The 26,605-nt window shown below is 48.0% G+C and carries 23 protein-coding genes and 2 pseudogenes; 19 read left to right on the top strand and 6 right to left on the bottom strand.

The features are described from left to right. Window positions 1-117 precede the first annotated feature (117 nt). From L0M14_RS24500 to L0M14_RS24490, 3 genes and pseudogenes are all read left to right on the top strand, one after another. Window positions 118-1,625: pseudogene (locus tag L0M14_RS24500) on the top strand (sugar ABC transporter ATP-binding protein). Window positions 1,626-1,653: 28 nt separating this feature from the next. Continuing rightward, complete coding sequence (mglC, locus tag L0M14_RS24495) at window positions 1,654-2,685, top strand: galactose/methyl galactoside ABC transporter permease MglC (RefSeq protein ID WP_235119083.1); 1,032 nt, start codon at window positions 1,654-1,656, stop codon at window positions 2,683-2,685. A gap of 121 nt (window positions 2,686-2,806) precedes the next feature. After that, on the top strand, window positions 2,807-4,537 hold the full coding sequence (locus L0M14_RS24490; RefSeq protein WP_235119082.1) for a methyl-accepting chemotaxis protein: 1,731 nt from the start codon (window positions 2,807-2,809) through the stop codon (window positions 4,535-4,537). Between the two features lie 140 nt (window positions 4,538-4,677). Here L0M14_RS24490 and L0M14_RS24485 read toward each other — a convergent pair whose 3' ends face one another. After that, complete coding sequence (locus L0M14_RS24485) at window positions 4,678-5,472, bottom strand: Cof-type HAD-IIB family hydrolase (RefSeq protein ID WP_235119081.1); 795 nt, start codon at window positions 5,470-5,472, stop codon at window positions 4,678-4,680. Window positions 5,473-5,608: 136 nt separating this feature from the next. Here L0M14_RS24485 and L0M14_RS24480 point away from each other — a divergent pair, with 136 nt between their 5' ends. The 7 genes and pseudogenes from L0M14_RS24480 (at window position 5,609) to L0M14_RS24445 (ending at window position 12,976) form a co-directional block, all read left to right on the top strand. Continuing rightward, window positions 5,609-6,289, top strand: a complete 681-nt coding sequence (locus L0M14_RS24480) for a DNA alkylation repair protein (RefSeq protein ID WP_235119080.1) — start codon at window positions 5,609-5,611, stop codon at window positions 6,287-6,289. Between the two features lie 216 nt (window positions 6,290-6,505). Next, window positions 6,506-7,557, top strand: a pseudogene (add, locus tag L0M14_RS32070) (adenosine deaminase). 213 nt (window positions 7,558-7,770) lie between these two features. Continuing rightward, window positions 7,771-9,036, top strand: coding sequence for an MFS transporter (locus L0M14_RS24465; protein WP_235119078.1), 1,266 nt, complete (start codon window positions 7,771-7,773; stop codon window positions 9,034-9,036). 171 nt (window positions 9,037-9,207) lie between these two features. Further along, the gene (locus tag L0M14_RS24460; protein WP_235119077.1) at window positions 9,208-11,424 is read left to right on the top strand and encodes a heavy metal translocating P-type ATPase; all 2,217 of its coding nucleotides are present in this window, start codon (window positions 9,208-9,210) and stop codon (window positions 11,422-11,424) included. A 97-nt stretch (window positions 11,425-11,521) separates the two neighbouring features. Then, complete coding sequence (locus L0M14_RS24455; protein WP_235119076.1) at window positions 11,522-11,860, top strand: metal-sensitive transcriptional regulator; 339 nt, start codon at window positions 11,522-11,524, stop codon at window positions 11,858-11,860. Window positions 11,861-11,939: 79 nt separating this feature from the next. Further along, window positions 11,940-12,143 (top strand): copper ion binding protein, encoded by a 204-nt coding sequence (locus L0M14_RS24450; RefSeq protein WP_235119075.1) that lies wholly within the window; start codon window positions 11,940-11,942, stop codon window positions 12,141-12,143. A gap of 50 nt (window positions 12,144-12,193) precedes the next feature. After that, the gene (locus L0M14_RS24445) at window positions 12,194-12,976 is read left to right on the top strand and encodes a (S)-benzoin forming benzil reductase (protein WP_235119074.1); all 783 of its coding nucleotides are present in this window, start codon (window positions 12,194-12,196) and stop codon (window positions 12,974-12,976) included. 132 nt (window positions 12,977-13,108) lie between these two features. On the opposite strand, the gene mscL is transcribed toward L0M14_RS24445, so the two are convergent. Next, a complete protein-coding gene (gene mscL, locus L0M14_RS24440; protein WP_235119073.1) occupies window positions 13,109-13,576 on the bottom strand; it encodes a large-conductance mechanosensitive channel protein MscL in 468 nt (155 codons plus the stop codon). A 288-nt stretch (window positions 13,577-13,864) separates the two neighbouring features. On the opposite strand from mscL, the gene L0M14_RS24435 reads away from it, so the two are divergent. The 7 genes from L0M14_RS24435 to L0M14_RS24410 all read left to right on the top strand — a co-directional run bounded on the left by L0M14_RS24435 (window position 13,865) and on the right by L0M14_RS24410 (window position 21,461). Next, window positions 13,865-15,688, top strand: coding sequence for a sensor histidine kinase (locus L0M14_RS24435; protein WP_235119072.1), 1,824 nt, complete (start codon window positions 13,865-13,867; stop codon window positions 15,686-15,688). Next, window positions 15,685-17,190 carry a response regulator transcription factor gene (locus tag L0M14_RS24430; protein ID WP_235119071.1) on the top strand — a complete coding sequence of 502 codons (1,506 nt, stop codon included), beginning with the start codon at window positions 15,685-15,687 and terminating at the stop codon, window positions 17,188-17,190. The genes L0M14_RS24435 and L0M14_RS24430 overlap by 4 nt, the downstream gene beginning before the upstream one ends. A 147-nt stretch (window positions 17,191-17,337) precedes the next feature. Beyond that, the gene (locus tag L0M14_RS24425; protein ID WP_235119070.1) at window positions 17,338-18,642 is read left to right on the top strand and encodes an ABC transporter substrate-binding protein; all 1,305 of its coding nucleotides are present in this window, start codon (window positions 17,338-17,340) and stop codon (window positions 18,640-18,642) included. 129 nt (window positions 18,643-18,771) lie between these two features. Then, window positions 18,772-19,347: a carbohydrate ABC transporter permease gene (locus tag L0M14_RS24420; protein WP_311198778.1), complete on the top strand. Its 576-nt coding sequence runs from the start codon at window positions 18,772-18,774 to the stop codon at window positions 19,345-19,347. Further along, window positions 19,340-19,651, top strand: a complete 312-nt coding sequence (locus tag L0M14_RS31680) for a carbohydrate ABC transporter permease (RefSeq protein WP_311198777.1) — start codon at window positions 19,340-19,342, stop codon at window positions 19,649-19,651. Before L0M14_RS24420 ends, L0M14_RS31680 begins: the two co-directional genes overlap by 8 nt. Window positions 19,652-19,657: 6 nt before the next feature. Beyond that, window positions 19,658-20,497 carry a carbohydrate ABC transporter permease gene (locus L0M14_RS24415; protein ID WP_235119069.1) on the top strand — a complete coding sequence of 280 codons (840 nt, stop codon included), beginning with the start codon at window positions 19,658-19,660 and terminating at the stop codon, window positions 20,495-20,497. Window positions 20,498-20,528: 31 nt separating this feature from the next. Then, window positions 20,529-21,461, top strand: coding sequence for a glycoside hydrolase family 113 (locus L0M14_RS24410; RefSeq protein WP_235119068.1), 933 nt, complete (start codon window positions 20,529-20,531; stop codon window positions 21,459-21,461). 110 nt (window positions 21,462-21,571) lie between these two features. Here the strand turns inward: L0M14_RS24410 and L0M14_RS24405 are convergent, their stop codons facing one another. Next, a complete protein-coding gene (locus L0M14_RS24405; protein WP_235119067.1) occupies window positions 21,572-22,795 on the bottom strand; it encodes an AGE family epimerase/isomerase in 1,224 nt (407 codons plus the stop codon). Between the two features lie 122 nt (window positions 22,796-22,917). On the opposite strand from L0M14_RS24405, the gene L0M14_RS24400 reads away from it, so the two are divergent. Together L0M14_RS24400 and L0M14_RS24395 are read left to right on the top strand one after the other, a co-directional pair. Continuing rightward, window positions 22,918-23,106 carry a LacI family DNA-binding transcriptional regulator gene (locus tag L0M14_RS24400; RefSeq protein WP_235119066.1) on the top strand — a complete coding sequence of 63 codons (189 nt, stop codon included), beginning with the start codon at window positions 22,918-22,920 and terminating at the stop codon, window positions 23,104-23,106. Beyond that, on the top strand, window positions 23,096-24,031 hold the full coding sequence (locus L0M14_RS24395; protein WP_235119065.1) for a substrate-binding domain-containing protein: 936 nt from the start codon (window positions 23,096-23,098) through the stop codon (window positions 24,029-24,031). Before L0M14_RS24400 ends, L0M14_RS24395 begins: the two co-directional genes overlap by 11 nt. A 61-nt stretch (window positions 24,032-24,092) precedes the next feature. Here the strand turns inward: L0M14_RS24395 and L0M14_RS24390 are convergent, their stop codons facing one another. The 3 genes from L0M14_RS24390 to hisC form a co-directional block, all read right to left on the bottom strand. Continuing rightward, window positions 24,093-24,986 carry an IS3 family transposase gene (locus L0M14_RS24390; protein ID WP_235119064.1) on the bottom strand — a complete coding sequence of 298 codons (894 nt, stop codon included), beginning with the start codon at window positions 24,984-24,986 and terminating at the stop codon, window positions 24,093-24,095. Next, a complete protein-coding gene (locus tag L0M14_RS24385) occupies window positions 24,935-25,255 on the bottom strand; it encodes a helix-turn-helix domain-containing protein (protein ID WP_235119063.1) in 321 nt (106 codons plus the stop codon). The genes L0M14_RS24390 and L0M14_RS24385 overlap by 52 nt, the downstream gene beginning before the upstream one ends. A gap of 226 nt (window positions 25,256-25,481) precedes the next feature. Then, the gene (gene hisC, locus L0M14_RS24380) at window positions 25,482-26,591 is read right to left on the bottom strand and encodes a histidinol-phosphate transaminase (protein ID WP_235119062.1); all 1,110 of its coding nucleotides are present in this window, start codon (window positions 26,589-26,591) and stop codon (window positions 25,482-25,484) included. Between the last annotated feature and the right edge of the window lie 14 nt (window positions 26,592-26,605).

The following is a 26,605-nucleotide window of genomic DNA, read 5'->3' as shown; positions in this document are numbered from 1 at the left end:
TGCGCCCTTGCTCTTCTTTTGGGAGTGACCGTGGCCCCCGCAAAGTTAGGGCACGCAGCTTCGAAGAATCGGCTTCACTTTGTGGGGACTATTTGTGAAATGGTAGGGGGAGTTACCATGACTGTGAATGAATACTTGCTCGAAATGATTGATATCTCCAAAGAATTTCCGGGTGTTAAAGCGCTCGATAACGTAACCTTGAAGGTTCGTCCGGGCAGTGTTCATGCATTGATGGGCGAGAACGGCGCAGGCAAATCTACGCTCATGAAATGCTTGTTCGGGATCTACAAACCGGAAAACGGAGAGATCAAGATCAACGGAGAGACCGTCTCCATTCAAAATTCAAAAGACGCGCTGAATAACGGCGTATCTATGATTCACCAAGAGCTTCATCCTGTACCGCATCGCAATGTAATGGAAAATATTTGGCTGGGCAGGTTCCCGACCAGAGGCATCGGACCTATTCAATTTATCGATCATTCGAAAATGCGCAAGGATACGATCGCGCTGTTTGAGCAATTGCAAATGGATATCAAGCCTGATACGCAAGTAGGAACGCTATCTGTTTCGAAAGTACAATCTCTGGAGATCGCCAAAGCGGTTTCGTTTCATTCTAAAGTTATTGTTATGGATGAGCCCACTTCTTCATTGACAGGAAACGAAGTAGAACAACTTTTCCGAATCATTCGCGATTTGAAAAGCCGAGGCTGCTCGATCATATATATTTCCCATAAGATGGAAGAAATTCTTACCATCTCTGATGAAGTTACGATTATGCGTGATGGAACCAAGATTGGTACATGGCCGGCAGCTGAACTGACGACAGATTTGATTATTTCCCGCATGGTAGGCCGTGACCTGAAGGAAAGATTCCCGGAGCGCTCCAACGTACCAAACGGGACGCTGATGAAGGTGGAAGGTCTTACTTCTCCCATCGCCAAATCGTTCAAGGATGTGTCTTTCGAGCTTCGTAAAGGTGAAATTCTTGGAATCGGGGGCCTTGTCGGTTCCCAGCGCACCGAGCTAATGGAAGCATTGTTTGGTCTTCGCGCTGTATCCTCTGGCACAATCTCGATGTACGGCAAAAAGGTGCAAATCAAATCACCGATTGACGCCATCAAGCATAAAATCGCTCTTCTGACAGAAGAACGTCGCGTTACCGGTATTTTCCCGGTGTTGTCGGTCAAGGAAAATACGGTTATTTCGAATCTATCGAGATATCAGAGCCGTGTCGGTTTAATCGACGATAAGAAAGTGAAAGTCGAAGTAAAAGCAAATATTGAAAAGCTTCGCGTGAAAACACCGCATATGTATACGCTCATCAAGAACTTGTCCGGTGGTAATCAGCAAAAGTGCTGCTGGCCAGATGGCTGCTCACGGAACCGGATGTCCTGCTGCTGGATGAGCCTACGCGCGGAATTGACGTTGGAGCGAAATTTGAGATTTATACAATCATCGCAGACCTCGCCAAGCAAGGAAAAAGTATTATCATGATCTCTTCTGAAATGCCCGAATTGCTTGGGATGTCAGACCGAATCATGGTCATGAGCGAAGGGCGCCTAAGAGGCATCGTAGATGGAAACAAGGCAACAGAACAAGAGATCATGCGCCTTGCTGCGCAGTAACATGCACTAATGGAGGAGGCTGGACTTAATGAGTTCATTAACTGAAACACAGAATAGCAAAAAAGTCTCAGAGTTTTTTACGAAATATGCGATTTACATCGTATTGGTTGTCTTGATTGCCGGTATTGCAGTCTATGACCCGCGCTTTTTGTCCGTAGATATTCTTCGTGACATTCTGCTTCAATCATCGACCCGTGTCATCATTGCTCTAGGTATCGCGTTCGTCTTAATTACAGGCGGTACGGACTTGTCAGCCGGTAGAATTGTCGGTATTACAGCGGTTATCTCCGCTTCTATGCTGCAAATGCCGGACTATGCCAGAAAATTCTTCCCTAACCTGCCTGAACTTCCGCTCATCGTACCGATTCTGATTGCTATTGCGGTGGGTCTGCTGTTCGGTTTGATTAATGGGATCATTGTTGCGAAATTTAATGTTCCGCCTTTTATTGCGACTCTCGGATCCATGGTCGCCGTATACGGGGCCAACTCCCTGTACTTCGACATGAAACCGAACCAATCCCAGCCAATCGGTGGTTTGCGTAAGGATTTTGGTCATCTGGGCACGGGGTATATCGGACCTAACTCGACGTATTCCATTCCTTACATCGTAATCATTGCGGTTGTTGTAGCTATCATTGTCTGGGTGGTCTTTAATAAGACAAAGCTTGGAAAGTACATGTACGCGATCGGTGGTAACATTCATGCCGCTACCGTATCGGGTATTAATGTAAGTCGTTACCTGATCTACTTGTATGCCATTGCAGGTGCTTTGTATGGTCTGGCTGGTGTGCTTGAAGCAGCAAGAACAGGTGGAGCTACGAATAACTATGGTAACATGTATGAGCTTGATGCGATTGCAGCTTGCGTGGTCGGCGGCGTATCAACCTCAGGCGGTATCGGTACGGTTCCTGGCGTACTCGTTGGGGTATTGATCTTCAGCGTAATCAACTACGGTTTGACGTTTATCGGAATCAGCCCATACTGGCAATTGATTGTAAAAGGCTTGATTATCGTAATCGCCGTTGCGTTCGATATGCGCAAATACATGAACTCCAAATAAAAATAACCGGTTTACACAAATTGGTTTTATAAAAAAGCAATAAGAGGGCTGTCGAAATTCGCGACAGCCCTTTATAATGATAGTGGGTGAGAACGATTACAAATAATAAGGGGGAACGAGCATGAAGACAAGCCCATCTAATCATAGTAGCGGCCGCGGCTTTTATGTTTCTTTGCGAGTAAAGATTATAGGTACATTTATTGTAGTTTCCTTGCTTGTCGGTCTTAGCAGTTTCTTGTCGTATACATACTTGAACAAGGTGGACAACTCGTACTCGAAGCTGCTGAGCGATAACGTGTCCATTCTGAAGAATGTTTCGGATATTAAAGAAAAGACGCAAATTCAGAACAGCATGCTCTTTAACTATGTGTTAGAGCCAAACCCGGACAAGGCGAAGAATCTAAACGAAATGAATGCCTCACTGGGAACGACTATTCAAGAAATGAGCGAGCTTTCTCAGAACGACGAAGAGAAGAGCGCGATTCAATCCATGATAGACTCTAATGCTACCTTCGAGCGTTTGGTGAAGAAAGTAATGGACTACGCAGATCGGAAAGAGCTGAATCTGGCCAAGGCTGAAGCTAATCAGTGGGCCATCCCGACGACCCAAACATTGACGGAATCCGCTGCCAAGCTGGAGCAGATCGAAAGAGCGAATCTCGATGAGGCTGCGGCAAAGAACCGTGAGGTCATCGCATCAACTATCCGAACCTCTATGTACGTCAGCATAGCGGCTTTTCTGTTTGCGATTGCGATCGGCATCCTGCTTTCACGAATGATCGTGAATCCTATGCGTTCGATGGTAAGGGCCGCCGAACGTATTGCTGCATGCGATCTTACAGTCGGGGATGTTCGTGTTAAGAATCGTGATGAAATTCGAGACTTAGCGTATGCATTTAATCAAATGAAGTCTAATTTGCACAGTGTCATTAGCCAAGTGGGAAACAATGCCAAACAAGTTGCTGCGGCATCTGAGGCGTTAAGTGCTTGCTCTGAGGAGGTAAGTGCATCTACCGAGGAGATTACCAATGTCGTGCAGGGGATCTCGGTAGGTACGAATTCGCAGGTAGGCTGTGTCCATTCCGGAGTTTCCATGATGGAGGAAATGTCCGTTGCTGTCACACAGATCGCAGGTGTGTCGGCATCGGCAAACAGTAAGTCCGTACATGCCCAGCAGGAAGCCGGAGTGGGTAACGGTGCAGTTGAAACGGCTATTACTCAAATGAACTCGATCTATTTGAAAATGAAAGAGCTCGCTGAATCTGTTCAGCGGCTTGGTCTGCGCTCCGAGCAAATTGTCAATGCGAACGGTATGATCGCCAACATTGCCAGACAGACCAATATGCTTGCTTTGAATGCATCGATTGAAGCTGCTAGAGCAGGGGCTTCAGGCAAGGGCTTTGCCGTCGTTGCAGATGAAATTCGCAAGCTGTCCCTGCAGACGGCCGATGCGGCTCAGGAAGTGGCGGGACTGGTGGAAAGCATCCAGAGTGAAACGATGGAGGTTGTCAGTTCCACGGAAGCAGGCTCGCGTGAGGTTGAGACGGGACTTGAGGTTGTCAGCGAAGCGCGTGAAGCGTTCAAGCGTATTCAGGCAGCGATGGATGACGTAGCCCGCCAGATCGAAGAAGTCACTGTACAATCGTCGGAGATTGCGCAGAAAACGAATCAAGCCGTGGAAGTGATCCGTACCATTAATGAAGTGGCGGAACAAACGGCAGCAGGGGCTAAGACGGTGTCCTCTAACGTGGAAGAGCAGCATTCCAGCATGGAGGAAATTGTTTCGTCCGCTACGCTGTTGAATAACATGGCTGAGGATCTGCAAACTTTGATCGGGAAATTTAAGGTATAAGGCAAACATGCAGTGAATTCCACAATTCCGTAGTGATCTCACTCTGAATCGCGGCATGAGCAAATCGGAAAAAAGGTACCCCATGGCGAACGAATTCGCTAAAAGGGTACCTTTTTCTATTTCACAGTTCTTCGTTAGACTTATACCAGTACAAACTTCTCGATGACATGTCTGACGCCGTCTTCATTGTTGCTGCGCGTTACATAGTTAGCGAGCTCTTTAAGCTCTGGCAACGCGTTGTCCATGGCTACGCCCATGCCTGCCACTTGCAGCATTTCGCGGTCGTTCCAGGCATCTCCAAGCGCGATGACCTGATCGAGTCCGCAGCCGATGTGCTGCGCAAGGAATTCAATGGCGTGCCCCTTGGTGCCTTCCTTGTGCATGAATTCCAAGTAGTGCGGTTTGGATTTTGTGATATGCAGCTGATCTCCTAGCAGCGGAAGCAGCTCCTCACGCAGCTGATCGCATACAGTCGGTTCATCCACGATCAGCATTTTGGGCTGCGGGATATCGATCCATTGGCGAAGATCGCCAATGAGATAAGGCGTCTTGGATAGACTGACATATTTCTTAATCTTATCGTTGTCTTCACCTGCATAGAGCTCATCCCCGTGGTATAGCTGCAAATGCAAGTTTCTTTTTTCGCTGAAGTCGAGTAAGAAGCGTGCGGCCTCGAGCGGGACGTTGCGCTCATACAGCACTTCTTCGTCCTGCAGGTTTTTGATCAAGGCGCCTTGATACGTAATGATCGGGACGTTAAGTCCGATGCGGTTAGCGATTTTAGCGGCTGATGGAAAGCTTCTTCCTGTAGCTATTGTGAACGTAACTCCTTTAGCAACAGCTTGATGAATGGCTTCCACCGTCTCCTGCGAAATCGTTAAATCGTCCCGCAGCAAAGTATCATCCAGGTCAGCGGCAATAAGCTTGTAAGTCATGCATATTCTCTCCGATCCATACTGTTTTCTCTAGTCATGCCTAATCTTTACTAAGCATACAAGAATCCAGGTGGGTTCGCATTACTTTTTTGTTACAATGATGATAAACCGATTTGAAAATAAGGGCGGTGCAGATATGGATCAAGCCTATGCGGACAAGCTGGAGGAGATATTTCGCCTTCATGCGAATATAGACAATGTGCAGCCGATGGAGGCTTATATGCGGAATCAATTTCCATTCTTGGGTATTCGAAATCCGGAGCGTGTTGCGCTTATGAAGCGATTTTACAAGGACAACGGGATTCCGGCAGGACAGGAGGCAGTAGAAACGGCGAAGGCTTGGTGGAGGCTTCCGGAAAGAGAATTTCATTATGCCGCAATGGACATGCTCTTGAAATCTAGAAAGGACATGCCGCCAAAGCATGTGGAACTATTGGAAGAATGGGTGCTAACCCACCCGTGGTGGGATACGGTAGATTTCATAGCCCCTAATCTAATAGGCTTTCACCTACAGCAATATCCTAAGCTTACCACCAACTATGTAGACAAGTGGCTCTCCTCTGAACAGATGTGGCTGCAAAGAACGGCTATTCTCTTCCAGCTGAAATATAAGCAGAATACCGATACGGAGCTGTTGTTTGCCGTGGTTCGACGAATGTCGGGGTCACGGGAGTTCTTCATTCGCAAGGCGATCGGCTGGGCGCTTAGAGAATATTCGAAGACCGACGCGGCAGCTGTGCAAGCTTTTGTGAAGTCCACGGAGCTTTCGCCGTTAAGCCAGAAAGAAGCGCTGAAGGTCATTCAGCGAAATGGGTGACAACAATACAGCAATCATGTAGTAAAGCTAGAGAATAAGGGGCTCGGGATGGTTTGAAAATAAACCGATTCGGGCTTTTTTTCATGGATCCAAACTCAGGTTATGTCATATAATTTAACACAAATAATAAAAAGAAAAATATGTGTTAGGTATATTTACATCGATTTCACTTTGTATTAAGATAATCAAAATATATGGAGGTGATGCAGGGTGGAGATGAATGTTGGTTTGGTAAGAAATGAAGATTTACTGTCCCTGATGCCCAAGGTTGACTTGCACCTTCATTTGGATGGCAGCTTGCAGCCTGAGACTGTTATCGATATTGCGCGCATGGAGAGTATCGAGCTCCCAACAACCGACCCTGCAAATCTTGTGTCGTACATGAGAGTGGCGGAAGAATGCAGGGACCTTCGGGATTACTTGAGCAAATTTGATTTCACAACCCGGTTCTTGCAGACTCCCGAAGCTCTCGAACGTGCCGCTTATGAGGTCATTCAGCAAAGTGCCCCGCATCATTGCAAATATGTAGAGGTTCGCTTCGCGCCGCAGCTTCATCGCAAGAATGGATTGTCTGTCGAGGAGGTCATACATTATGTAACGCAGGGGTTGAAGAGGGGGAGCGGCGATTCGGTATTAAGGCAAGGGGGATCGTGATCTGCATGCGAAACCACTCGCAAAAGCTGAATGCGGAAGCAATTGAGGGAGCAGCGCATTACATGGGTAAGGGAATTGCGGCTGTAGATTTAGCCGGTGATGAGGCTTCTTATCCACCCGAGTTTTTCCGGGATGTATTCGCTCTTTCGCACAAGCGCGGAATCCCGATTACCATTCATGCGGGGGAAGCTGCAGGGGCGGACAATATTTACGAAGCGATTCACAATTTAGGAGCTACCCGAATTGGTCACGGTGTGAGATTGAAGGAGAGCGACTCCATATTTGAAATGGTAGCCAGCCGCGGCGTGCCGCTCGAGATGTGCCCGGTCAGCAACATTCAAACCAAGGCGGTAAGCGGCTGGGATTCGTATCCCATTCGCGAATATTTCAATCAAGGCATTAAAGTAACGGTAAATACAGATAATCCAAGTGTTTCGGGAACGACCATTACAGAGGAATACCGGGTTCTGTCCAAGCGATTCGGCTTCACTCATAGGGAGCTGGCAGCTATTGTGATGAACGGGGTGGATGCGGCTTTCCTCGAACAAAGCGAAAAGATGGAGCTGAAGCGAAACATTTTCGATGAATTAGGCAGATTGGGCGTGTCATTGTGAATATTCTGATATGAGGGCTTGCTTGTCGACCTGACAGCAGGCTCTTTTTCGAAATATAAGCGAATTTATAAGTTTCACTCCATAATTCGGCTTACATTTTTTATAACGTACTCGTCATTAAGGACGAAGTCGTTTATCCTTGCGGATTGACGGAAATGTATGTATCGCATATAATTGCTATAGCAACTAAATAAGAGGGGCGACATACAACCTATGAATCAATCAAACGAAAGCTCTATCGAGAGTCAGAGCAAGCTCTGGAACCGCAGCTTTATTGCCGTGTGTTTGAGCAGCTTTTTTTTATTTATGACTTTTTATATGTTAGCCGTGACACTGCCGCTGTTTGTAACGGAATCCCTGGGCGGCAAGGAAAGTCAGGTCGGTCTTGTCATGACCTCCTTTATCGTCTCGGCGGTTATATTCAGGCCGCTAACGGGGAAATGGATGGATGAAATCAGCAGGAGGAAGCTAATCCTTACTGCCTTGCTGATATTCGCGGGGTGTACGGCTATGTATCCGTTCATCCATAGCTACCCGATGCTGCTTGGACTGCGTTTGCTTCACGGCATTGGTTTTGGGATGGCGTCCACGGCCACAGGAGCTGTTGCTGTCGAGATCGTTCCTGACCACCGCAAAGGTGAAGGAGTGGGATACTTTAGCCTGTTTATGAGTCTGGCGATGGTTGTAGGTCCTTTCTTGGGACTTTCCATTATGCAAACGCACAATAACATGCTGCTATTTGGCATATGTATTTTGTTCGCGGTGCTTTCACTGCTGTGCGGAGCCATTCTTCGTATTCCTGCGCGAAAGGAAACGATCGGGGTTACTTCCCAAAAAGGATGGAGAAAATTTGTGGAGCCGCGGGCATTACCGATTTCCCTTACCGGCAGCGTGCTGGCTTTTTCATACGGAGCCATTACAACGTTCCTTTCGGTATATGCCAAGGAGATGGGGCTGGGATCGTACTCCAGCTATTTCTTCATGGTGTTTGCTCTGATGATTGTCCTATCTAGACCGTTCACTGGAAAGCTATTCGATCGCTCAGGTCCTCACGTTTTAGTGTATCCTGGCGTGATTCTATTTACACTAGGCATGATTGCATTAAGTATGGCGCACTCGCCTATTGTATTCTTAGGGGCGGGGGGTATGTTAGGTCTTGGATTCGGCGCCATGCTGCCCAGCTATCAAACGATCGCGGTTCAATCTGCTCCGCCACATAGGAGGGGACTTGCAACCGGAACGTACTTTCTGCTGTTCGATTCCGGTTACGGCATAGGTTCATCCGTTCTTGGAGCCGTAGCAGCCGGGTCGAGCTTTCAGACGATGTATTTCATTGCAGGTATCGTAGTTGCGGGTTCAGCGATTTTATATTACACACTGTTTCACCGTCAACAATCTAAATCACGGAAGTCAGCTTCGGGTGCAGATGGAGTAAATGATGCTCATGAAGCAACCATTCCTCATGTAGCTTCTGAATAGAAAAGAAAAAAATGCCACTACTAAACGCAGGACTATGCGCGAGGTAGTGGCATTTTTTTTGTGTTTCTCATTTAGCCGGTAGAGCTGCAAAATTATGTTTGACAATATAGGGTAGGGGGGGTATACTATAAAGATAAGTAAGAGACAAACTAACATTGAGGTGTACCAGGTATGGATACTTCCCAAGACCTTAAACATGCTTCTTTTGAAATAACAGGAATGACTTGTGCGGCCTGCGCCAACCGAATCGAGAAGGGGCTTCAGAAGATGGATGGGGTGGGTGAAGTCAACGTGAACTTCGCCATGGAGACGGCCCATGTGGCCTACAACCCGACCGTTGTATCGTCTCAGGACATGCAGCAAAAGATTGCCAAGCTCGGCTATCAGGCAAGCGCAATGCGCGACACGGAAAATACAGCTGAGCGGCGCGAAGCGGAGATTCGGAAACAGAAGCAAAAGCTTTGGATTTCGGCTGTTCTCTCTTTTCCGCTGTTGTGGGCGATGGTGAGCCATTTTACATTCACATCGAGGATCTGGCTCCCGGCTATCCTTATGAATCCTTGGACGCAGCTGATCTTGGCAACACCGGTTCAGTTCTATATCGGCCGCCAATTCTATGTGGCCGCCTATAAGGCGCTAAGCAACAAGAGTGCAAACATGGATGTGCTCGTATCACTCGGGACTTCAGCGGCTTATTTCTATAGCCTGTACTTGACGCTGGATTGGGCGATGGGCAGCGGGATGCATATGCCGGAGCTTTATTTTGAAACAAGCGCTATTTTGATTACACTCGTTATTCTCGGCAAATTGTTCGAAGCGCTAGCCAAGGGGCGTACCTCGGAAGCGATTAAAACGCTAATGGGGCTCCAGGCAAAATCCGCCCGTGTTATCCGTGAAGATCAAGAACTGACCCTTCCGATCGATGAGGTCCTGGTAGGAGACATTGTGGTTGTAAGGCCAGGAGAGAAGGTACCTATAGACGGAGTTGTGCTCGAAGGAGCATCAGCTGTAGATGAGTCCATGCTAACCGGAGAGAGTCTGCCGGTATTGAAGGCTGCCGGCGACGGTGTAATTGGCGCTACGCTGAATAAGAACGGCATGTTGAAAATAAAGGCCGACAAAATAGGCCGGGATACGGCTTTGGCGCAAATTATTAAAGTAGTGGAGGAAGCGCAGGGCTCCAAAGCTCCCATTCAGCGGATTGCCGACGTCATTTCAGGTGTGTTTGTACCAATTGTAGTTGTCATTGCACTCGTTACTTTTGCAGTTTGGTACTTTGCAGTAATGCCAGGAGACTTCTCAGGAGCATTGGAAAAAGCAATCGCGATTCTGGTCATCGCTTGCCCCTGTGCGCTTGGCCTCGCTACGCCGACCTCCATTATGGCTGGTTCCGGCCGCGCGGCGGAGCTTGGCATCTTGTTCAAAGGTGGAGAACACTTGGAATCCACGCAACGGATCGACGCTGTCATTTTGGATAAAACCGGCACAGTGACCAAAGGGAAGCCGGAGCTTACGGATGTCCAAACTCAACTCAACGAGACGGAGTTCCTGAGCTTGGTTGGATCAGCGGAAAAGAACTCGGAGCATCCGCTTGCCGAAGCCATCGTGCAGGGAATCCGTGAAAGAGGCATTGAGCTGCCCGATACGCAGCATTTTGAGGCGATTCCAGGGTTCGGAATTCGTGCTGTCGTTAGTGGGAGGGAGGTGATGATCGGTACCCGAAAGCTTATGACGCAGCATACAATCACTGTGCAGCCAACTACTTATGAAGAAATGGCAGCCCTTGAGCGGGATGGCAAGACTGCTATGCTGGTGGCCATAGATGGAGGCTACGCAGGGATGGTAGCAGTAGCGGATACGATTAAAGAAACATCGCGGCAAGCCGTTTCCCGTCTTAAGGAGATGGGCATCCAAGTGATGATGATAACCGGCGACAATCAGAGAACCGCTGAAGCGATTGCCAGACAGGTTGGTATCGAGCGGGTGCTGGCTGAGGTGCTGCCTGAGGGGAAGGCTAATGAAGTCAAGAAACTGCAAGAGCAGGGCCTTCGGGTAGCCATGGTAGGGGACGGCATTAACGATGCACCGGCGTTAGCGATGGCGGACATCGGCATGGCGATTGGAACAGGTACGGATGTTGCCATGGAAGCAGCGGATGTGACCTTGATGAGAGGGGATTTGAACAGTATACCGGATGCTGTAACTATGAGCAGGAAGACAATGGCGAACATCAAGATGAACCTATTCTGGGCTCTGGGTTACAATGCGCTCGGAATTCCCATTGCGGCTATGGGATTGCTCGCTCCATGGGTGGCAGGTGCTGCAATGGCATTAAGCTCCGTATCCGTCGTGCTGAACGCTCTTCGGCTACAGAGAGCTAAGCTGTAAGGTGATGACGCATTAGCTGCCTTGACAAGATACCGACTGGGGGTATGATAAAGGTAGCCGTTACGTACGACAAATTCACCCTCGGGAGGAACCAGCCATGGAAATAGATCAGGATCAAGAAGTGCAGCTCGAAGGCGCTCATTGTCATAACGATCAAGAACGCAAGAGTCATCACTCGGATAAGCTGAAATCCGACTTGGTCAAACGTCTGAATCGCATTGAAGGTCAAGTGCGCGGCGTGAAAGGCTTGATCGAAAAGGACACGTATTGTGATGATGTCTTGCATCAAATCGCAGCCATCCATTCGGCGCTAAACGGGGTCGGCAAGCTGCTATTAGCAGGGCATCTGAAGAGCTGTGTCGTGGAACGTATTCAGGAAGGCGACATGGATGTCGTCGAGGAACTGCTAAAAACGATGAATACATTAATGAAGTAGAACAATGAATAACATAGATGTATGGGACAGCAAGAAGTGCCAACCCTATAAATAACACGTAATAGAGGAGAGATGACCCATGTCCAGCGTTATTTTAAAAGTAGACGGAATGTCCTGTAATCACTGTGTGAGTGCGATTGAAAAAGCAATGAGAGAGCTCGGTGCCGAAGGCTCTGTGAATTTGACGGCTAAAGAAGTGACTGTTCAATATGATGACAGCAAAGTAACGGTGAACGCTATTAAGGAAGCTATCGAAGAACAAGGCTACGACGTGGTTCAGTAAATGAGAACTTTATGCCCTCTGATTTGCGTTCCTTGTGAGGTGAATCTCCCATGAGCGAGCTCTACATTGTAACGGGAGGCTCCAAGGGCCTAGGCGAAGCGCTCGTCCGCGAGCTGCTTCGCCAGGGAGCGGACGTCTGCAGCGTCGCCCGCACCGAAAGCGAAGCCCTGCGGCGGGAGGCGCCGCATATGAAAGGCCGCTTGGCCTTTCATATGCACGACCTCGCGCAGGTCGAAAGCCTGGATTCGCTCATGGAGCGAATCCTTAGCTCTGCAGACCTCGATGCAGCGGATTCCATCACGCTCATCAGTAATGCCGGCATGCTGGAACCGATGACATCGGTTGGCAGCATGGACAGCGCGGACCTGCAGCGCAGCCTGCAGGTCAATGTCACGGCACCGATGATGCTGACGAGCAGCTTCATCCGGCTGACCGAGACGCTGCGGATTCCGCGCAGCGTCGTCCATATCTCCTCGGGTGCGGGCAAGAAGCCGTACCCGGGCTGGGCCGCTTACTGCAGCGCCAAGGCGGCGATTGACATGTTCACTCGCTGCGTAGCTGCGGAGCAGGAGGCCGCCGCCGGGCCGAATCCGGTGCGCATCTGCTCGGTAGCCCCCGGTGTCGTGGACACCGGGATGCAGGAGATGATCCGCGCGGCGACGAAGGAGCAGTTTCCGCAGGTGGACCGTTTTATCCAGCTGAAAGAGCAGGGACAGCTGCAGTCGGCGGAGGATACTGCGAAGCAGCTCCTGCTGCTATTTCGCAGCGGAGCGTTCGAGCAAGGAGAGATCGCCGATTTACGTACAAAAAAGCCCGAAACGCCAGGAGTTTAGTGCTCCTGAGCCTTTTCGGGCTTTTTATATGGGCTCCCCGCAAAGTACCTGAATCAGCTTCGATGCCACGGCCCTACTTTATGGGGGTGTTTCATTGTTTCATTGTTTCATTGTTTCATGCTCTTACAGATGCTATTGTATGCTGCCCGACACGCTGCCGCCGGAAGTCAGCTCGGAAGTGCAGAACTTGCAGCGGGAAGCGCGGACTGGAATGTCGGACAAGCAGTGCGGGCATTCCTTAGTCGTTGCAGCTTTTTCCTTAGGTTCTTCTTTTTTACGAAATTTTTGAATTTGTTTTACGACGATGAAGATAACAAATGCCACGATGAGGAAGTCTAGGAAGGTTGAAATAAACTGACCGTAATTGAGAGTTGGCGCGCTATCCTTGGCCGCATCCGCTAGTGTTGCGTAATGCTTGCCATTCAGCGAGATGAACAGGTCGTTAAATTTAACTTTACCAAGAAGAAGGCCGATCGGCGGCATGATCAGGTCATTGACGATCGAAGTAATGACTTTGCCAAAAGCTCCTCCAATGATAACCCCGACGGCCAAATCCACCATATTTCCTTTAAATGCGAATTTCTTAAATTCATTCAACATGAGCAAACCTCCGAATCCCACTTATTGAATAGCATTGTAGCACAAACCGGTCAGCCCTTCAAAACGGCAGCCCTCCCGTTTCCTATTTGTGCAGCATCTGACTATAATGATGGGTGAACGTATCACCAGTCGAGCTGTGTGGATAAGGTAGTGTTCATTACGAGCTTCAGTAGCTTTTCTCCGACCGCTACGCTTCTCCGAAAACTACTGAGCCCTCCATTGCCCCCTTATCAACAGTCTAATTGGTATACCCTCGCCAATCCGCCTTACAAGAAAGGGTGTTTCCCTGTGCGAACTCTCTATGCCCGATGGAAAGATTACGTGCTGCTTGCGAACATGTCGATGGAGAAGAAACTGATTGTGGTCTTTATTTTTCTCATCATTTTGCCTATAACACTGACCGGGTACATTTCCTATCAGAACTATTCCACCTCCATCAAGAAGAATACAAGCCTATACGGCTCTCAATTAGCTGACAATATCACCAAGAGGCTCGATGATTACATTGGAGATATGGAGCAGATTTCGCAGATTCCTTTATATTTGACGTCTTTTCAGCAGCTGCTGGAGGACAACGTGAAGACGTTGACGCAAAAGCAGGTGGAAATGGAAAGCTATATCCGTATCATGAACAACATCAAGCGGGGCACCAACTCCATCTATATTTTTGATAACCACAATAACAAATACTACAACATCATAACCGGCGGGATACGGACAGACCTGGACGAGCGGGCTGATGAGTGGAGAAGGCTTGCTCACGATGCCCAGGGTAGATCTGTTTTCTTAAGCACGCAGCAGCTGGCTAACTGGCAATCCGGCAAATTTGCTTTTACCGTGCTAAGGGATATTCGGGATTTCTATACGCAGGAATCCATCGGAACTATAGCTGTAGACGCCAACATTAGCGTCATTCAGAACGTAGTTAGCGACTTGGAGCATGCGTCAGGCGGCAAGGTCCTGATTGTGGATGCGGAAAGCAACGTGATTTATGACACGGAACAAAAGAGAATTACGGAGAAAATCGATGATGATCCGTTGGTACAGCTGGCCGCAGGAACGTCTGGGGACTTCATCCGAAAAATTGACGGCGTTAATTATTTATGTATCTATTCGCAGTCGCTGAAGACCGGTTGGAAAACGATTATCCGCATACCGCTTGCGCTTATCATGAAGGATGCGGTTCAAACGCAGAATATTACGCTGCTCGTAACATGTATCATTATGGCCTTCGCCTTGTTTATCTCCATTCTGATCTCTTATGCGCTGACCAAGCCGATGAAACGATTGATGCGGTTAATGAAAAGGGCGGAGCTTGGCGACCTGGATGTCAGCTTTCAAGTGCAAAGCCAAGACGAGGCTGGTCGGCTAGGCTTCCATTTTAACAGCATGCTGGAAAGGATTAAGGAATTGATTCAGCAGGTTTATGTCATCGAAGGGCGCAAGAAGGTGGCGGAGCTAGCCGCTCTGCAGAACCAGATTAATCCTCACTTTTTGTACAATACGCTGGAGACGATACGTATGACGGCCGAGATTAACGATGATGAAGAAGCGGCGGAAATGATTGCCGCACTTGGCAAGCTGTTTCGCTATAGCATCAATCCGTCGAAAGGAACGGTCTCCATGCAGCAGGAATTTGAACATTTGCAAATCTATATTCAGATCATTAATTATCGCTACCATGATAAATTCAAAATTACATTCGATGATGGATATGCCATTCGGCAGTATCCGATCGTGCCGCTGCTCCTGCAGCCCATTGTTGAAAATGCAATCGTACACGGGCAGTCCGAGGAGGATGACGCTCCGATCCATATTGAAATTACCCATGAGGTCAAAGGACATATGCTGACTTTGCGGATCTCGGATGATGGGAGCGGCATACCTGCGGACAAACTGGGCCGGCTGCAGGATAGGCTGAGGACGGGCTTGCATGGGGAGAATGAATCGCTCCAAAGCTCGGGTATCGGACTGCTAAATGTAGACGAACGGATTAAGCTTCATTACGGACCGTCATATGGGCTAACGCTGACCAGTGTATGGGCAGAGGGAACGACGGTGATCTTGACACTACCGTATAACTTGCAAGACAAGGGGGAACGATCCGCATGAATATTATGATTGTAGATGATGAAGAGAAGATTCGGCTGGGACTCTCCAAGCTAATTCATAAGGCTTCGCCTCATTACAGAATCGCTGGGATCTATGCCAGTGCATCCGAATGCTTGGCCGCTCTGGAAGGAATGAAACCGGATGTGGTCATTACGGATATCAAGATGCCGGGGATGACGGGACTGGAGCTGGCGAAGGCCATTAAGCAGATAGACTCGACGATCCAATGTGTGATCCTCAGCGGGTTTGGAGAATTTGAGTATGCGCGTTCAGCAATAGGCATAGGCGTGTCGGCTTACCTGCTCAAGCCTGTAGACAAGCAGGAACTCTATGACCTGCTGGATCGGCTCTATCAACAAGTTCAGGCTGCTGAGCCATCCTCCTCAGACCGGGATGAGAGCTTGCTCAAGCAGATTCTGCTTAGCGATGCCGGTAATCAAGCAGCAGAATCCCTATTCAAAGAGGTGTACGCCGATTTTATCCGTTTCCCATCCTACGCAATTACTGCTGTAGTTACGGACTCTCCAATGCCAGCAGCCAGTATTTCAAGCTGGGTGAGGCCGGCCTATGCTCCTGATTGCAAGGTGGTTCAGATCGATGAGCGAACGACGGTCTGCATTGTTGCGTTTGATAAGCAATATACCGATTTTCAAGTATGGGAAAAGACGCTTCATGACATATTAATACAGGAAAAGAAGATACAGGCTTCAATTGGCATCAGTAATCCTTGTACACAATTTAGCGGCTGGGGGAGATGCTTGAAAGAAGCGCTTGAGGCTTGTGAATACAATTATTACAGGGCGGGAAAGCCTGCAGTCACTTGGATCGAGAATGCTAACTTCGGTACCCTTCATGAGGTAGAAGCATATCGGAAAAAAGTGCTGGAGAGCATGGAAATCTTTGATCTCGACAATGTGGAGGTGCATCTTCATGAGATGCTGAAGGTGATCGCAGAAATCAAGCTTCGAATGCACCATCTTGTTGAGCTTATGGAAACATTATTTTATGCGCTTAATAAAGAAGCGGGAAAGCGGCAGACCACTCTCAAGCAGCAGGAGTTCTCTATGGACTTCGGCAAAGAGCTCAAGAACTGCTTCAGCTTTAGTCAGGCCAAGGCTTTCATTGAGCTGCGTTTAATGAGCGGACTTCATTCCCTGGCTAGCGAGAGAACGAGCCAAGGAAGCGTTACGATTTATCAAATTAAGAAGATCATCGAGCAGGAGTATGCCGACTCCCTCGATTTAAACCAGTTAGCCAAGCGCGTGTTCCTAACTCCAAGCTACGTAAGCAAGCTCTTCAAACAAGAGACGGGCACGACGATTATTGAATACATCATCTCGGTGCGTATGAATAAGGCCAAGGAGCTTTTGAAAGAGCAGATTCATCTGAAAACCTACCAGATTGGAGAAATGGTGGGCTACCGGGACCCGGCATATTTTAATAAACAGTTTAAGAAAGTGGTCGGACTAACACCTAAGGAATATCGAGATACAGTTTGTTAGTTATTTGTTAGCATAAAATATTAGCAACATGCAAAGAAAGTACAATAAAAACAAAAATAGTGCATATCTATGCATGCCTGAGAGAAATATAATAGGGATGTAAGCGATAACAATAACAGATCATTATTATTTCTAGGGGGTAATTTCATGAAGAAGTGGCTCACAACGGGTTTAGCGTTAGTATTAACGATGTCTGTAACAGCTGCATGCGGTAAGTCGACGTCGGATAACACAGCTACGAAAGCTCCGGCAGCTACGTCAAATGCGGCAGCAGGTGGAGCAGACGATAACATTCAAGGCAAAATAACGGTTATTACGCACCGTACAGACTTGGTTGATACCAAGTTCAAGGAGTGGGAAGCCGCTTTTAAAAAGAAATACCCGAAGGTAGAAGCAGTAGAAGTAGAAGCCATTAAAGACTACGGCCCTACGATGAAGGTCAGATTGTCTACCGGCGAGCTCGGTGATGTCAATATGATTCCAGATGGAGTGCCTAACGGTAAGCTGGGCGATTATTATGCACCGCTGAACGACCTTGGACTGAATGACAAAGTGTACTTCTCCGACATCAAAGCTGCAGACGGCAATACATACGGCTTGCCAAGCGGTGTAAATACGAACGGTGTTGCGTATAACAAGCAGGCGTTCGCCAAAGCAGGTATTACAAGCGTGCCGAAGACACTTGATGAATTGTACGCAGACGCTGAGAAGCTGAAAGCAGCAGGCATCACTCCGCTTGCAACGAACTTCAAAGACAAATGGCCTTTGAGCGAATGGGATGTCATTGCGTTTGAAATTTCCGGAGACCCTGAATTCCGTGGTTCCATGACGAAGACAGATACTCCTTTTGGTCCGGGCACACCTTACGAGAAGTCTCTGACGATTCTCAAAACGTTCGTTGAAAAAGGATACACAGAGAAGGATTTGATGTCTACGGACTGGGAATCCTCGAAGAAAGATGTAGCCAGTGGTAAAACAGCGATGTACTTCCTAGGTAACTGGGTCGTTCCGCAAATTATCGAAAACGGTGCGAAATCCGAAGATATCGGTTTCTTCCCTCTGCCTTATGACAACAGCGGCAAGTTCAACGCCAACATGGGTCCTGACTATATGTACGGTGTTGCTAAGAACAGCAAAAACATCGCAACAGCGAAAGCTTTCGTTAAATTTATGATCGAAGAGTCCGATTATGCGGATATCGCAGGTATGATTCCACCGGACAAATCTAAAGAAGCGAAGATGCCTCAGCTGAAAGAATTCATGGACTTGAAGCCTAACACATTGCAAGGCAAGCCGGATCCAGATGCATATGGCAACATTGCGAATAAGGCGCAAATTGACTTCATGGGCGGTTCTTACATCCAGAAGCTGATCCTGAGCAAGGATTTCAAAGCTGGTTTGGATGAGCTTAACAAAAAATGGACTGACGCTAGAAAAGCTGTAGGTCAATAATCAATAGTCTTCACCTTTGCGTGATATCTGAAAGGAACGAAAATAGATTATCATGTGAGCCATGGTAATCTATTTTTGTTCCATACTCTTTAAGGCGGCTTTTATCTCTCGGGTAAAGAAGGGATTGTTATGTTCAACTTCAATTATAAAACCCAGCGATTGATCATTTTGTTTTCCTTTTTGACCATTCCGCTGATTCTGCTCGCTACTTTCACGTTTTACCCGGCCCTAAGATTGATCCAGTTAAGCTTCACGGACTGGGATGGTTTTAGCTTGGATTACAAGTGGGTTGGTCTTGCTAATTATAAGGAAATCTTCTCGAACGAAGAAATTTTCGGTGTATTTAGCCACAACCTTTATTACTTTGTAGGCGGTATTATTCAGAATATTATTGCACTGTATTTTGCTATCATATTGAACAGCAAGGTAAAGGGCCGGAATCTATTCAGGGTGTTTTTATTTCTTCCGTATATTCTTAACAGCGTGGCAACAGCGTTTATGTTTCAATTTATTTTTAACTCCGATCACGGTACGCTGAACACACTGCTTGATTTGGTTGGTCTCGGCGCTTATAAGCAGAGCTGGCTAGGCAACACTTCACTCGTCAACATCTCTTTGGCCTCAATTTCCCTCTGGAAGTTCATGGGCTTTAACATGGTGATTTACTTGGGGGGTTCTTCAATCGATTCCAGGGGATTTGTATGAAGCCAGCAAAATCGACGGAGCCAATTCCTTCCAAACCTTGATCTATATTACGCTTCCCAACATTCGTAAAATCATCGAGCTCAACATGCTGCTTACCGTTTCCGGAGCGCTTGAGGTGTTCGATATTCCATACGTCATTACCGGAGCTGCGCCGGGCAGCGATACCTTCGTCACGAAAGTCAACGACGTAGCGTTTAAGTTTAATAACTTCGGCCTGGGCTCAGCGATGGCGATTGTTCTTTTAATCATCGTATTTGTCGTTATAACCGTTCAACGTAAATTCATTCTGCGTGGGGAGGAGTAGGAAGCCATGACATCAAGACTCTCTAATGCCGTGCTCAGCACGCTGAAATACGCATCTCTGCTGCTTGCTGTATTGTGCGTCATTACACCTCCCTACGTCATTGTAGTGAATGCTTTTAAAAGCGGTAAGGAATATGCGGAATCCAGTCCGTTCGCTTTTCCAGAAAGCTTCTTTCACTTTGCTAACTTCGCTAAGGTTATTGAAGCGGGTAAGCTGGGGCAGGCTTTTGCCAATACCGGTATTATTATCGTCTCGGCGCTGGTGATCAATATTATTCTGGGCACAATGGTGGCGTATGCACTTGGACGCTTCAATTTCAAAGGAAAAGGGCTCATCCTTGCAGCCTATCTGGTTGCTACGTTTATTCCACTGATTACAACACAGGTTGCGACCTTCAGCATCATTCAGGCACTGGATCTGTTTAATACGAAAAGAGCCGCTATTCTTCTCTATGCGAGCACCGATGCGGTTCAGATTTATTTGTATCTGCAATTTATCAGTAAAATCCCATATTCGCTCGACGAAAGCGCCATGATGGAAGGGGCATCGTTATTTCGGATTTACCGTACGATCATCTTTCCTTTGCTGGGGCCGGCTACCGCTACGGCAGTCATTCTCAAAACGATCAATATCTACAACGATATGTACATTCCTTGGCTTTACATGCCTTCTCAGAAGCTGGGAGTCGTCTCGACCTCGCTTATGAGGTTTGCAGGACCGAACTCGGCTCACTGGGAGCTGATTTGCGCAGCCATTCTTATTATCATGGTACCAACGATTATTATTTACTTGATTTTGCAGCGTTTTATTTTCTCCGGCATTGTAAGCGGCTCGGTGAAAGAATAACAACGACGACAATAGACAGGACGTGTGAAGCATGAAGCTGGATTATATCAAAGGGATGACCTGGGGATGGGTAGGCACCAGAGGTACATGGGCCACGAAAGAAGCGGACTTTTCGATGGAAGAAATGGCAAAGCTGGGCGTGAATTGGACGGCTATCGCTTTTGCAGCTCTTCAGGATCATCCGCAAGCAACGGAGATCAACTATAAAAATGCGCCTATCGTAACCGATGAGGAAGTCTTATGGGCGATTGAAAAAGCGAAGAAGCTTGGCCTCAAGGTGTGCCTGAAACCCGTTGTGAACTGTGCGAACGGTACTTGGCGTGCGCATATCAACTTCTTCGATGTTGATGTTCCATGTGAGCCCAAGTGGAGGGATTGGTTTGCCAGCTATACGGAATTCGTTCTCCACTATGCCAAGATTGCGCAGGAAACTGGATGCGAGATGTTCTGCGTAGGCTGTGAAATGGTGCAGACCGACCGCCGGGCCGATGAGTGGAGAGTGCTGATCGCCAAAGTAAGGGAAGTATACACGGGAATCATTACGTATAACTGTGACAAGTATCAAGAAACCAATGTAACCTGGTGGGATGCCGTTGACGTTATTTCCTCCAGCGGTTACTATCCGATCGACAGCTGGGATGAGCGAGTGGAAGTTCTGGAAGCCTTCGCTGCCAAGCATGATAAGCCGTTCTTCTTTATGGAAACCGGCTGTCCGAGTCGCACTGGCTCGTCTATGCTGCCGAATGACTGGGGGCTCGAAGGTGCTCCAAGCATGAAAGAGCAGGATGACTTCTACCGTGTCATGTTCGATAAGATCGGCAGTAAGCCGTGGTTTTATGGCTTTATGCTGTGGGACTGGCCAGCCAAGTTGTACAGCGAGGAAGAAGCAGCGGGCAATGACGACTACTGTATGTACAAAAAAACGGCAAGCGCAACCGTAGAGGCATTCTATCGCAGCAAATAGCAGCGTTCTATAAAGAAATACTCCCTATGCAGGAGAGCAGCCAGGATACGGCTCATCATCTGTATAGGGAGTGTTTTGTTTGTGGGGAGATGAAGCTCTCCCCCTATGATTTATTCGCTGTGACCCAATCGTTCTATTATCTCGAAGCAGGCACGGCCGTTATGATAAGGACATTTCCATGCGTTCGTTTTTTGGTAATCCGCGTAAGGAATGCCGTCCTTGGAAACCTTGCCGAACCATTCTCCATGCTCTTTATCGATCAGCGTATTCTCGATAAATTCCCAAGCCTTCACGGCAGCGTGTACAAACTTCTCATCCCCTGATGAGGTATAGGCATTGATGAAACCAACCACGGCTTCGGCTTGCGGCCACCAGTCTTTATCGCTGTCGATGATCTCGCCCTCGCCGTTGGCTTCATTCCAGAGCGCACCGTCGGTATCCAATCCGTGTTCATATACCGCTTCCGCCATTTCCAAAGCGATCTGCTTGACTCTGCTGATCAGGCCTTCGTCACCCAGCACATGGGCGGCTTCGTCAAGAAGCCAGCTTCCCTCAATATCGTGGCCGTAAGAGATCTCGTCGCTTTTTACCTGCCACTTCTCATCAAAATATAAGGCGAAAGCACCTTTTGGACGATCTACGATATGGTCAATCGTGACCTCGATCAGCTCTTTCAGCTTATTCCGTAAATGTGGGAAATCCCAGGCGCGAAGCAGGTTGGTGTAAGCTTCCATGATGTGTAAATGGGAATTCATGCTCTTGGCATCATCTTGTGTGTAAATATTCAATCGTTCTTCTGCGACAGGAAGAGACCAATTTCGAGAAAAGGCTTCAAAATACCCTTTGTTTACACTATCATAACAATAGGCTTCCATTTCGGCATACAGCTTCTGCGCGCGTTCAAGCGCCTCTGCAGAGCCGCAGGCCATGTGGTATTCGGAGAGGGCATATAGAGTAAATGCTTGGCCGTAGATATGCTTTCTGGTTTCTAGTGGCTGACCTTGGTAATCAACGGACCAGTAGTACCCTCCGTAAGTGGAATCGTAAAAATGTTTGGACAAATATTCATAGGCACGGCCGGCTATTTGCAAATATTCATCGTTTTTCAACAGGCGGTAACCTTTGGAGAACGTCCAGAGGATTCGGCTGTTCAGAACAAGTCCTTTGGGGCTTTTGCTTTGAACAGTCATGTCGCTGTCGATCGCACCGATGAAGCCTCCGTGTTCAAGGTCTTGTGTATGATTGGCCCAGAAAGCCAAAATCTGTTGCGCTTCCTTGTGCATGCTGTGAAGCAAGTCTGACTTGGTTTGAGATATGGTGTGGGAAGTAGTCATGATAACAGGACTCCAATCTTTTAGGGAAATATATAGTCATTAATTATCTTGTTATGATAATATTATGCTAACAGTTAGGTGGAGTCAACATGCTCCATAGGCGATTAACATAGGATGGGTGAATGAATGTGACTCAAAAAATTACGATGCAAGATATAGCCGACCGGCTCGGTGTCTCTAAATATGTTGTGTCCAAAGCGCTTTCCGGGAAGTCGGGAGTGAGCGCAGCAACTCGCCAGCGGGTACTGCTCATGGCGGGCCAGCTGGGCTATTTAACTCAGGAAGAAGCCTGCGGCGCTAGTGGATATTGATCCAGAGAAGCGTTTTGCTGGAATCGAAGAAGGGCGCAGCACGGTACTTGTTCTAATGCCCAATATTCGCCACCAGACCAGCGATTCCAGCTACTGGGGCAAAATTTTAGAGGGCATCTCCAGAGAATTGGGGCGCCGGGGCGCCGACATGCTTACCTTGACGCTGAATTCAGCGGAGGGCTTGAACGGAAGCTTGCGTCCGCAAAGCTTGGCCGGCGTCATCGGTGTAGGAGCGATTTCGCGTTCCTTGCTTTTGGAGGTGCATCGGCTTGGCTTGCCGCTGATACTCCTTGACCACGACGATCCCTTTATTTCGGCTGACCAGGTGTTCGCGGGCAATCGCGAGAGTGCCTATCGGATCGTACAATATTTGCTGGGACTGGACCACCGCAGCATTCATTTCGTCGGTAACACTAAATTTTCGAAGAGCTTTCTGGAGCGCTGGCAAGGATTTCGAGAAGCATTGGAAGAAGCGGGACTTGCCTATCGTCCCGAACCTTTCGAGAAGCTCTTGCACCTAGAGGAGCTGGACAGTCAAATTCAGGAAGAGCAAATTCGTGAAATTCTCAAGCCTCATATTGGACGCAACACCCTGCCTTCCGCACTAGTGTGTGCGAATGACCGCATCGCCTTCTCAGTCGTTCAAGCGCTAAGATCACTAGGACTCTCCGTGCCTGAGGATGTGTCGGTAACAGGATTCGACAACATAGATCCTGAATATCCGAATATGCCGGAGCTGACTACCGTCAATGTAACGAAGGAAACGCTCGGCAAACGGGGGGCGGATGTATTGTTTTGGCGCATGGCCAACCGTGACCTCCCGGCAGAAACTATTCTAATTCGGGGCGAGGTCTTAATTAGAAACTCCGCGGCAACTCCGCGTATTTATGATCTCCCGCAAGGACAGCCCGCATCCGATCACTAGCATAAAAACCCTTTCCGTCTATGATGGTCAAGACCCCATTTAGTAGACATTGAAAAAAGCCCTAGGCAACAAGCTGGCGCCGGTACTCAACCGGAGTCAGCTTGTTTAGTTTTTTCTGTGCTCTTTCCTCGTTATAAAATCGAATAAATTCCTCAATTCGCCTTTGTACTTCCTCGATACTTCGGATATCATAGGGATAGAGAGCTTCCACTTTCAAATGAGAGAAGAAACTTTCCATAGAGGCATTATCATAACAATTGCCTCGGCGGGACATGCTGATTCGGGCGCCAACCTTTGGCAGCATGTCGTGGTAAGCATGAGACGTGTACTGGCTTCCTTGATCGCTGTGAACGATCAATCCAGACACGTCTTTATGCGCTTTAAATGCTTTTCTAAACGTATCTAATACAAGCGGATTGTCGTTACGGTTACTGATGTGATAAGCCACAATTTCGCCGTTCCAGAGATCCTTTATGGCCGATAAGTAGACCCGATCATCGAACACACGATATTGCGTAACATCTGTAACCCACTTTTGATTTGGACCGTCGGCATGGAAGTTCCGCTTTAGCAAGTTCTCGGCCACTCTCCCGTCGGATATAGCTGCTTCATGACTCGTTTGATACTTATATTTGCGGCGGATAATTGACTTGATGCCAAGTTCTTGCATAAGGCGCAAAACCTTCTTATGATTGACGATAAGGTTATGCTGACGATACAACTCATCTTGAATACGGCGGTACCCTAGAATCTTCTTACGCTGCTCGTAGATCGCCAAGATTTTGAGCTTTAGTTCTCCATCAGGATCTGTTGTCCTACGCTTTACATAGGCGTAGTAACCACTTCTGCTTACTCCCAAATAAGAACATAACTCTTTCACGCTTTGCTGCTCCTTCAACTCATCTATGACGTAGTATTTATCTTGTGCACCTCCCGACTCAAGATTTGTAACCACTTTTTTAGCACATCTACCTCTAATTGCAACTGTCGAATTAGTCGCTCTTGCTCTGTCTCTGCTCGAAAGGGGCCTCCACGCTTGTCCTTAAAACTTTCTTCGCCGCACTCACGGTATTTACTCATCCACTTCTTGACCCGTCCCTTATCATATATCCCCAAATGTTCTGTGATTTCTCGGTAGCTCCAACCCTCCACCTCATGTAAACGAATAGCCTCTGTCTTGATGGATTCTGGATAATGTCTAAACGTTTGTCCTTTGATCGCCATAGAAATGCCCCCCTAATAATTCATCGGTTTACCCAGGGGTTTTTCCAATGTCTATTATAAGGGGGGCACTCCATGATGCGGAAAGGGTTTTTAACTGTGTTTACTCGGGGAGACTCCTAGCAGATGTGGTGAACTCGAAGCCAAGGGCCCAGGGCCCATATTACGGAGTGCTTTAGCTATGCTAATTTTCGCTAACGCCTACGGTTTTATGATCTGCTTTTTCGTCTTACAGCAGCGTCCGAAGCTCCTTGAGAAGCCGTTCATTCTCCTCGAAGCTGCCGACCGAAATCCTCACATGCTCAGGGTATCCCCAGTTGCCTCCATAGCGTACAATAACACCGCGCTGCATCAACTGGTTATAAAGCAGCCCGGCATCTGTTCCGAGCCTGACCCATAGGAAGTTGCTCATGCTTTCCTCACAGTGCATTCCTAGCTGAGAGAGACCTTCATACAGCTGTTTCCTTCCGCGACGGTTCGACTCCCGGGTTGCTTCCAGATGCTCATCATCCTCAAGGGCAGCGATGGCGCCTGCCTGTGCCAGGGCATTCACGTTGAACGGCTCTTTGACTTGGCGAATCGCATTCACGATGGAGCCATCGGCGATTCCATACCCCACGCGAATTCCCGCTAGTCCATATACTTTGGAAAAGGTTCGGATGATCAGAATGGGATAGCCCCGCCTCACCAATTCAAGCCCGTCGCTGTAATCCGCCGCATCGGCAAATTCGCTGTATGCTCCGTCGAAAACGGTAAGTACATGTCCGGGGAGAGTGTCCATCAGACGCTGAAGCTCTGGCTTACTCATATAAGTCCCAGTTGGATTGTTAGGGGAACAAATATATACGATTTTGGTCCGCTCGGTAACAGCTGCAAGGATACCATCCACGTCATACCTGTCCTTCGTAAGCAGTGGAACAGTGATGAGACGCGTCCCCATCAATGCAGCTCCAAACTCATATTCACTGAAGGTGGGAGAAGGAACAACAATTTCATCATTCGCTTCCAGGAACGCTTCTGAAATTAGAGTAATCAGCTCCCCCGCACCGTTTGTGACGATCAATTGTTCACTCGTGAATCCCAGCTTGGCTGCTATTGCTTCTTTTAACACGCTCGTGTCCGCATCGGGATATCGGTTTAAATCCGATAGGCAGGCTTGAATGGCTGCGGCTGCTTTGGGAGAAGGTCCGAGCGGATTTTCGTTTGAGGCAAGCTTGATAACTTTCTCAAGTCCCCATTCTTGCTGGACCTCCCAGATGGGCTTCCCAGGGGAATACGGCTTCATAACTTGCAGCGCCTCACGAGGCCGAATCGAACCGGTAACAGGATAATTTGACATAAGTAAGCTCCTTT

Source organism: Paenibacillus hexagrammi, from assembly GCF_021513275.1.
Lineage (GTDB): Bacteria > Bacillota > Bacilli > Paenibacillales > NBRC-103111 > Paenibacillus_E > Paenibacillus_E hexagrammi.
This window is presented reverse-complemented; position numbering and strand designations above follow the sequence as displayed.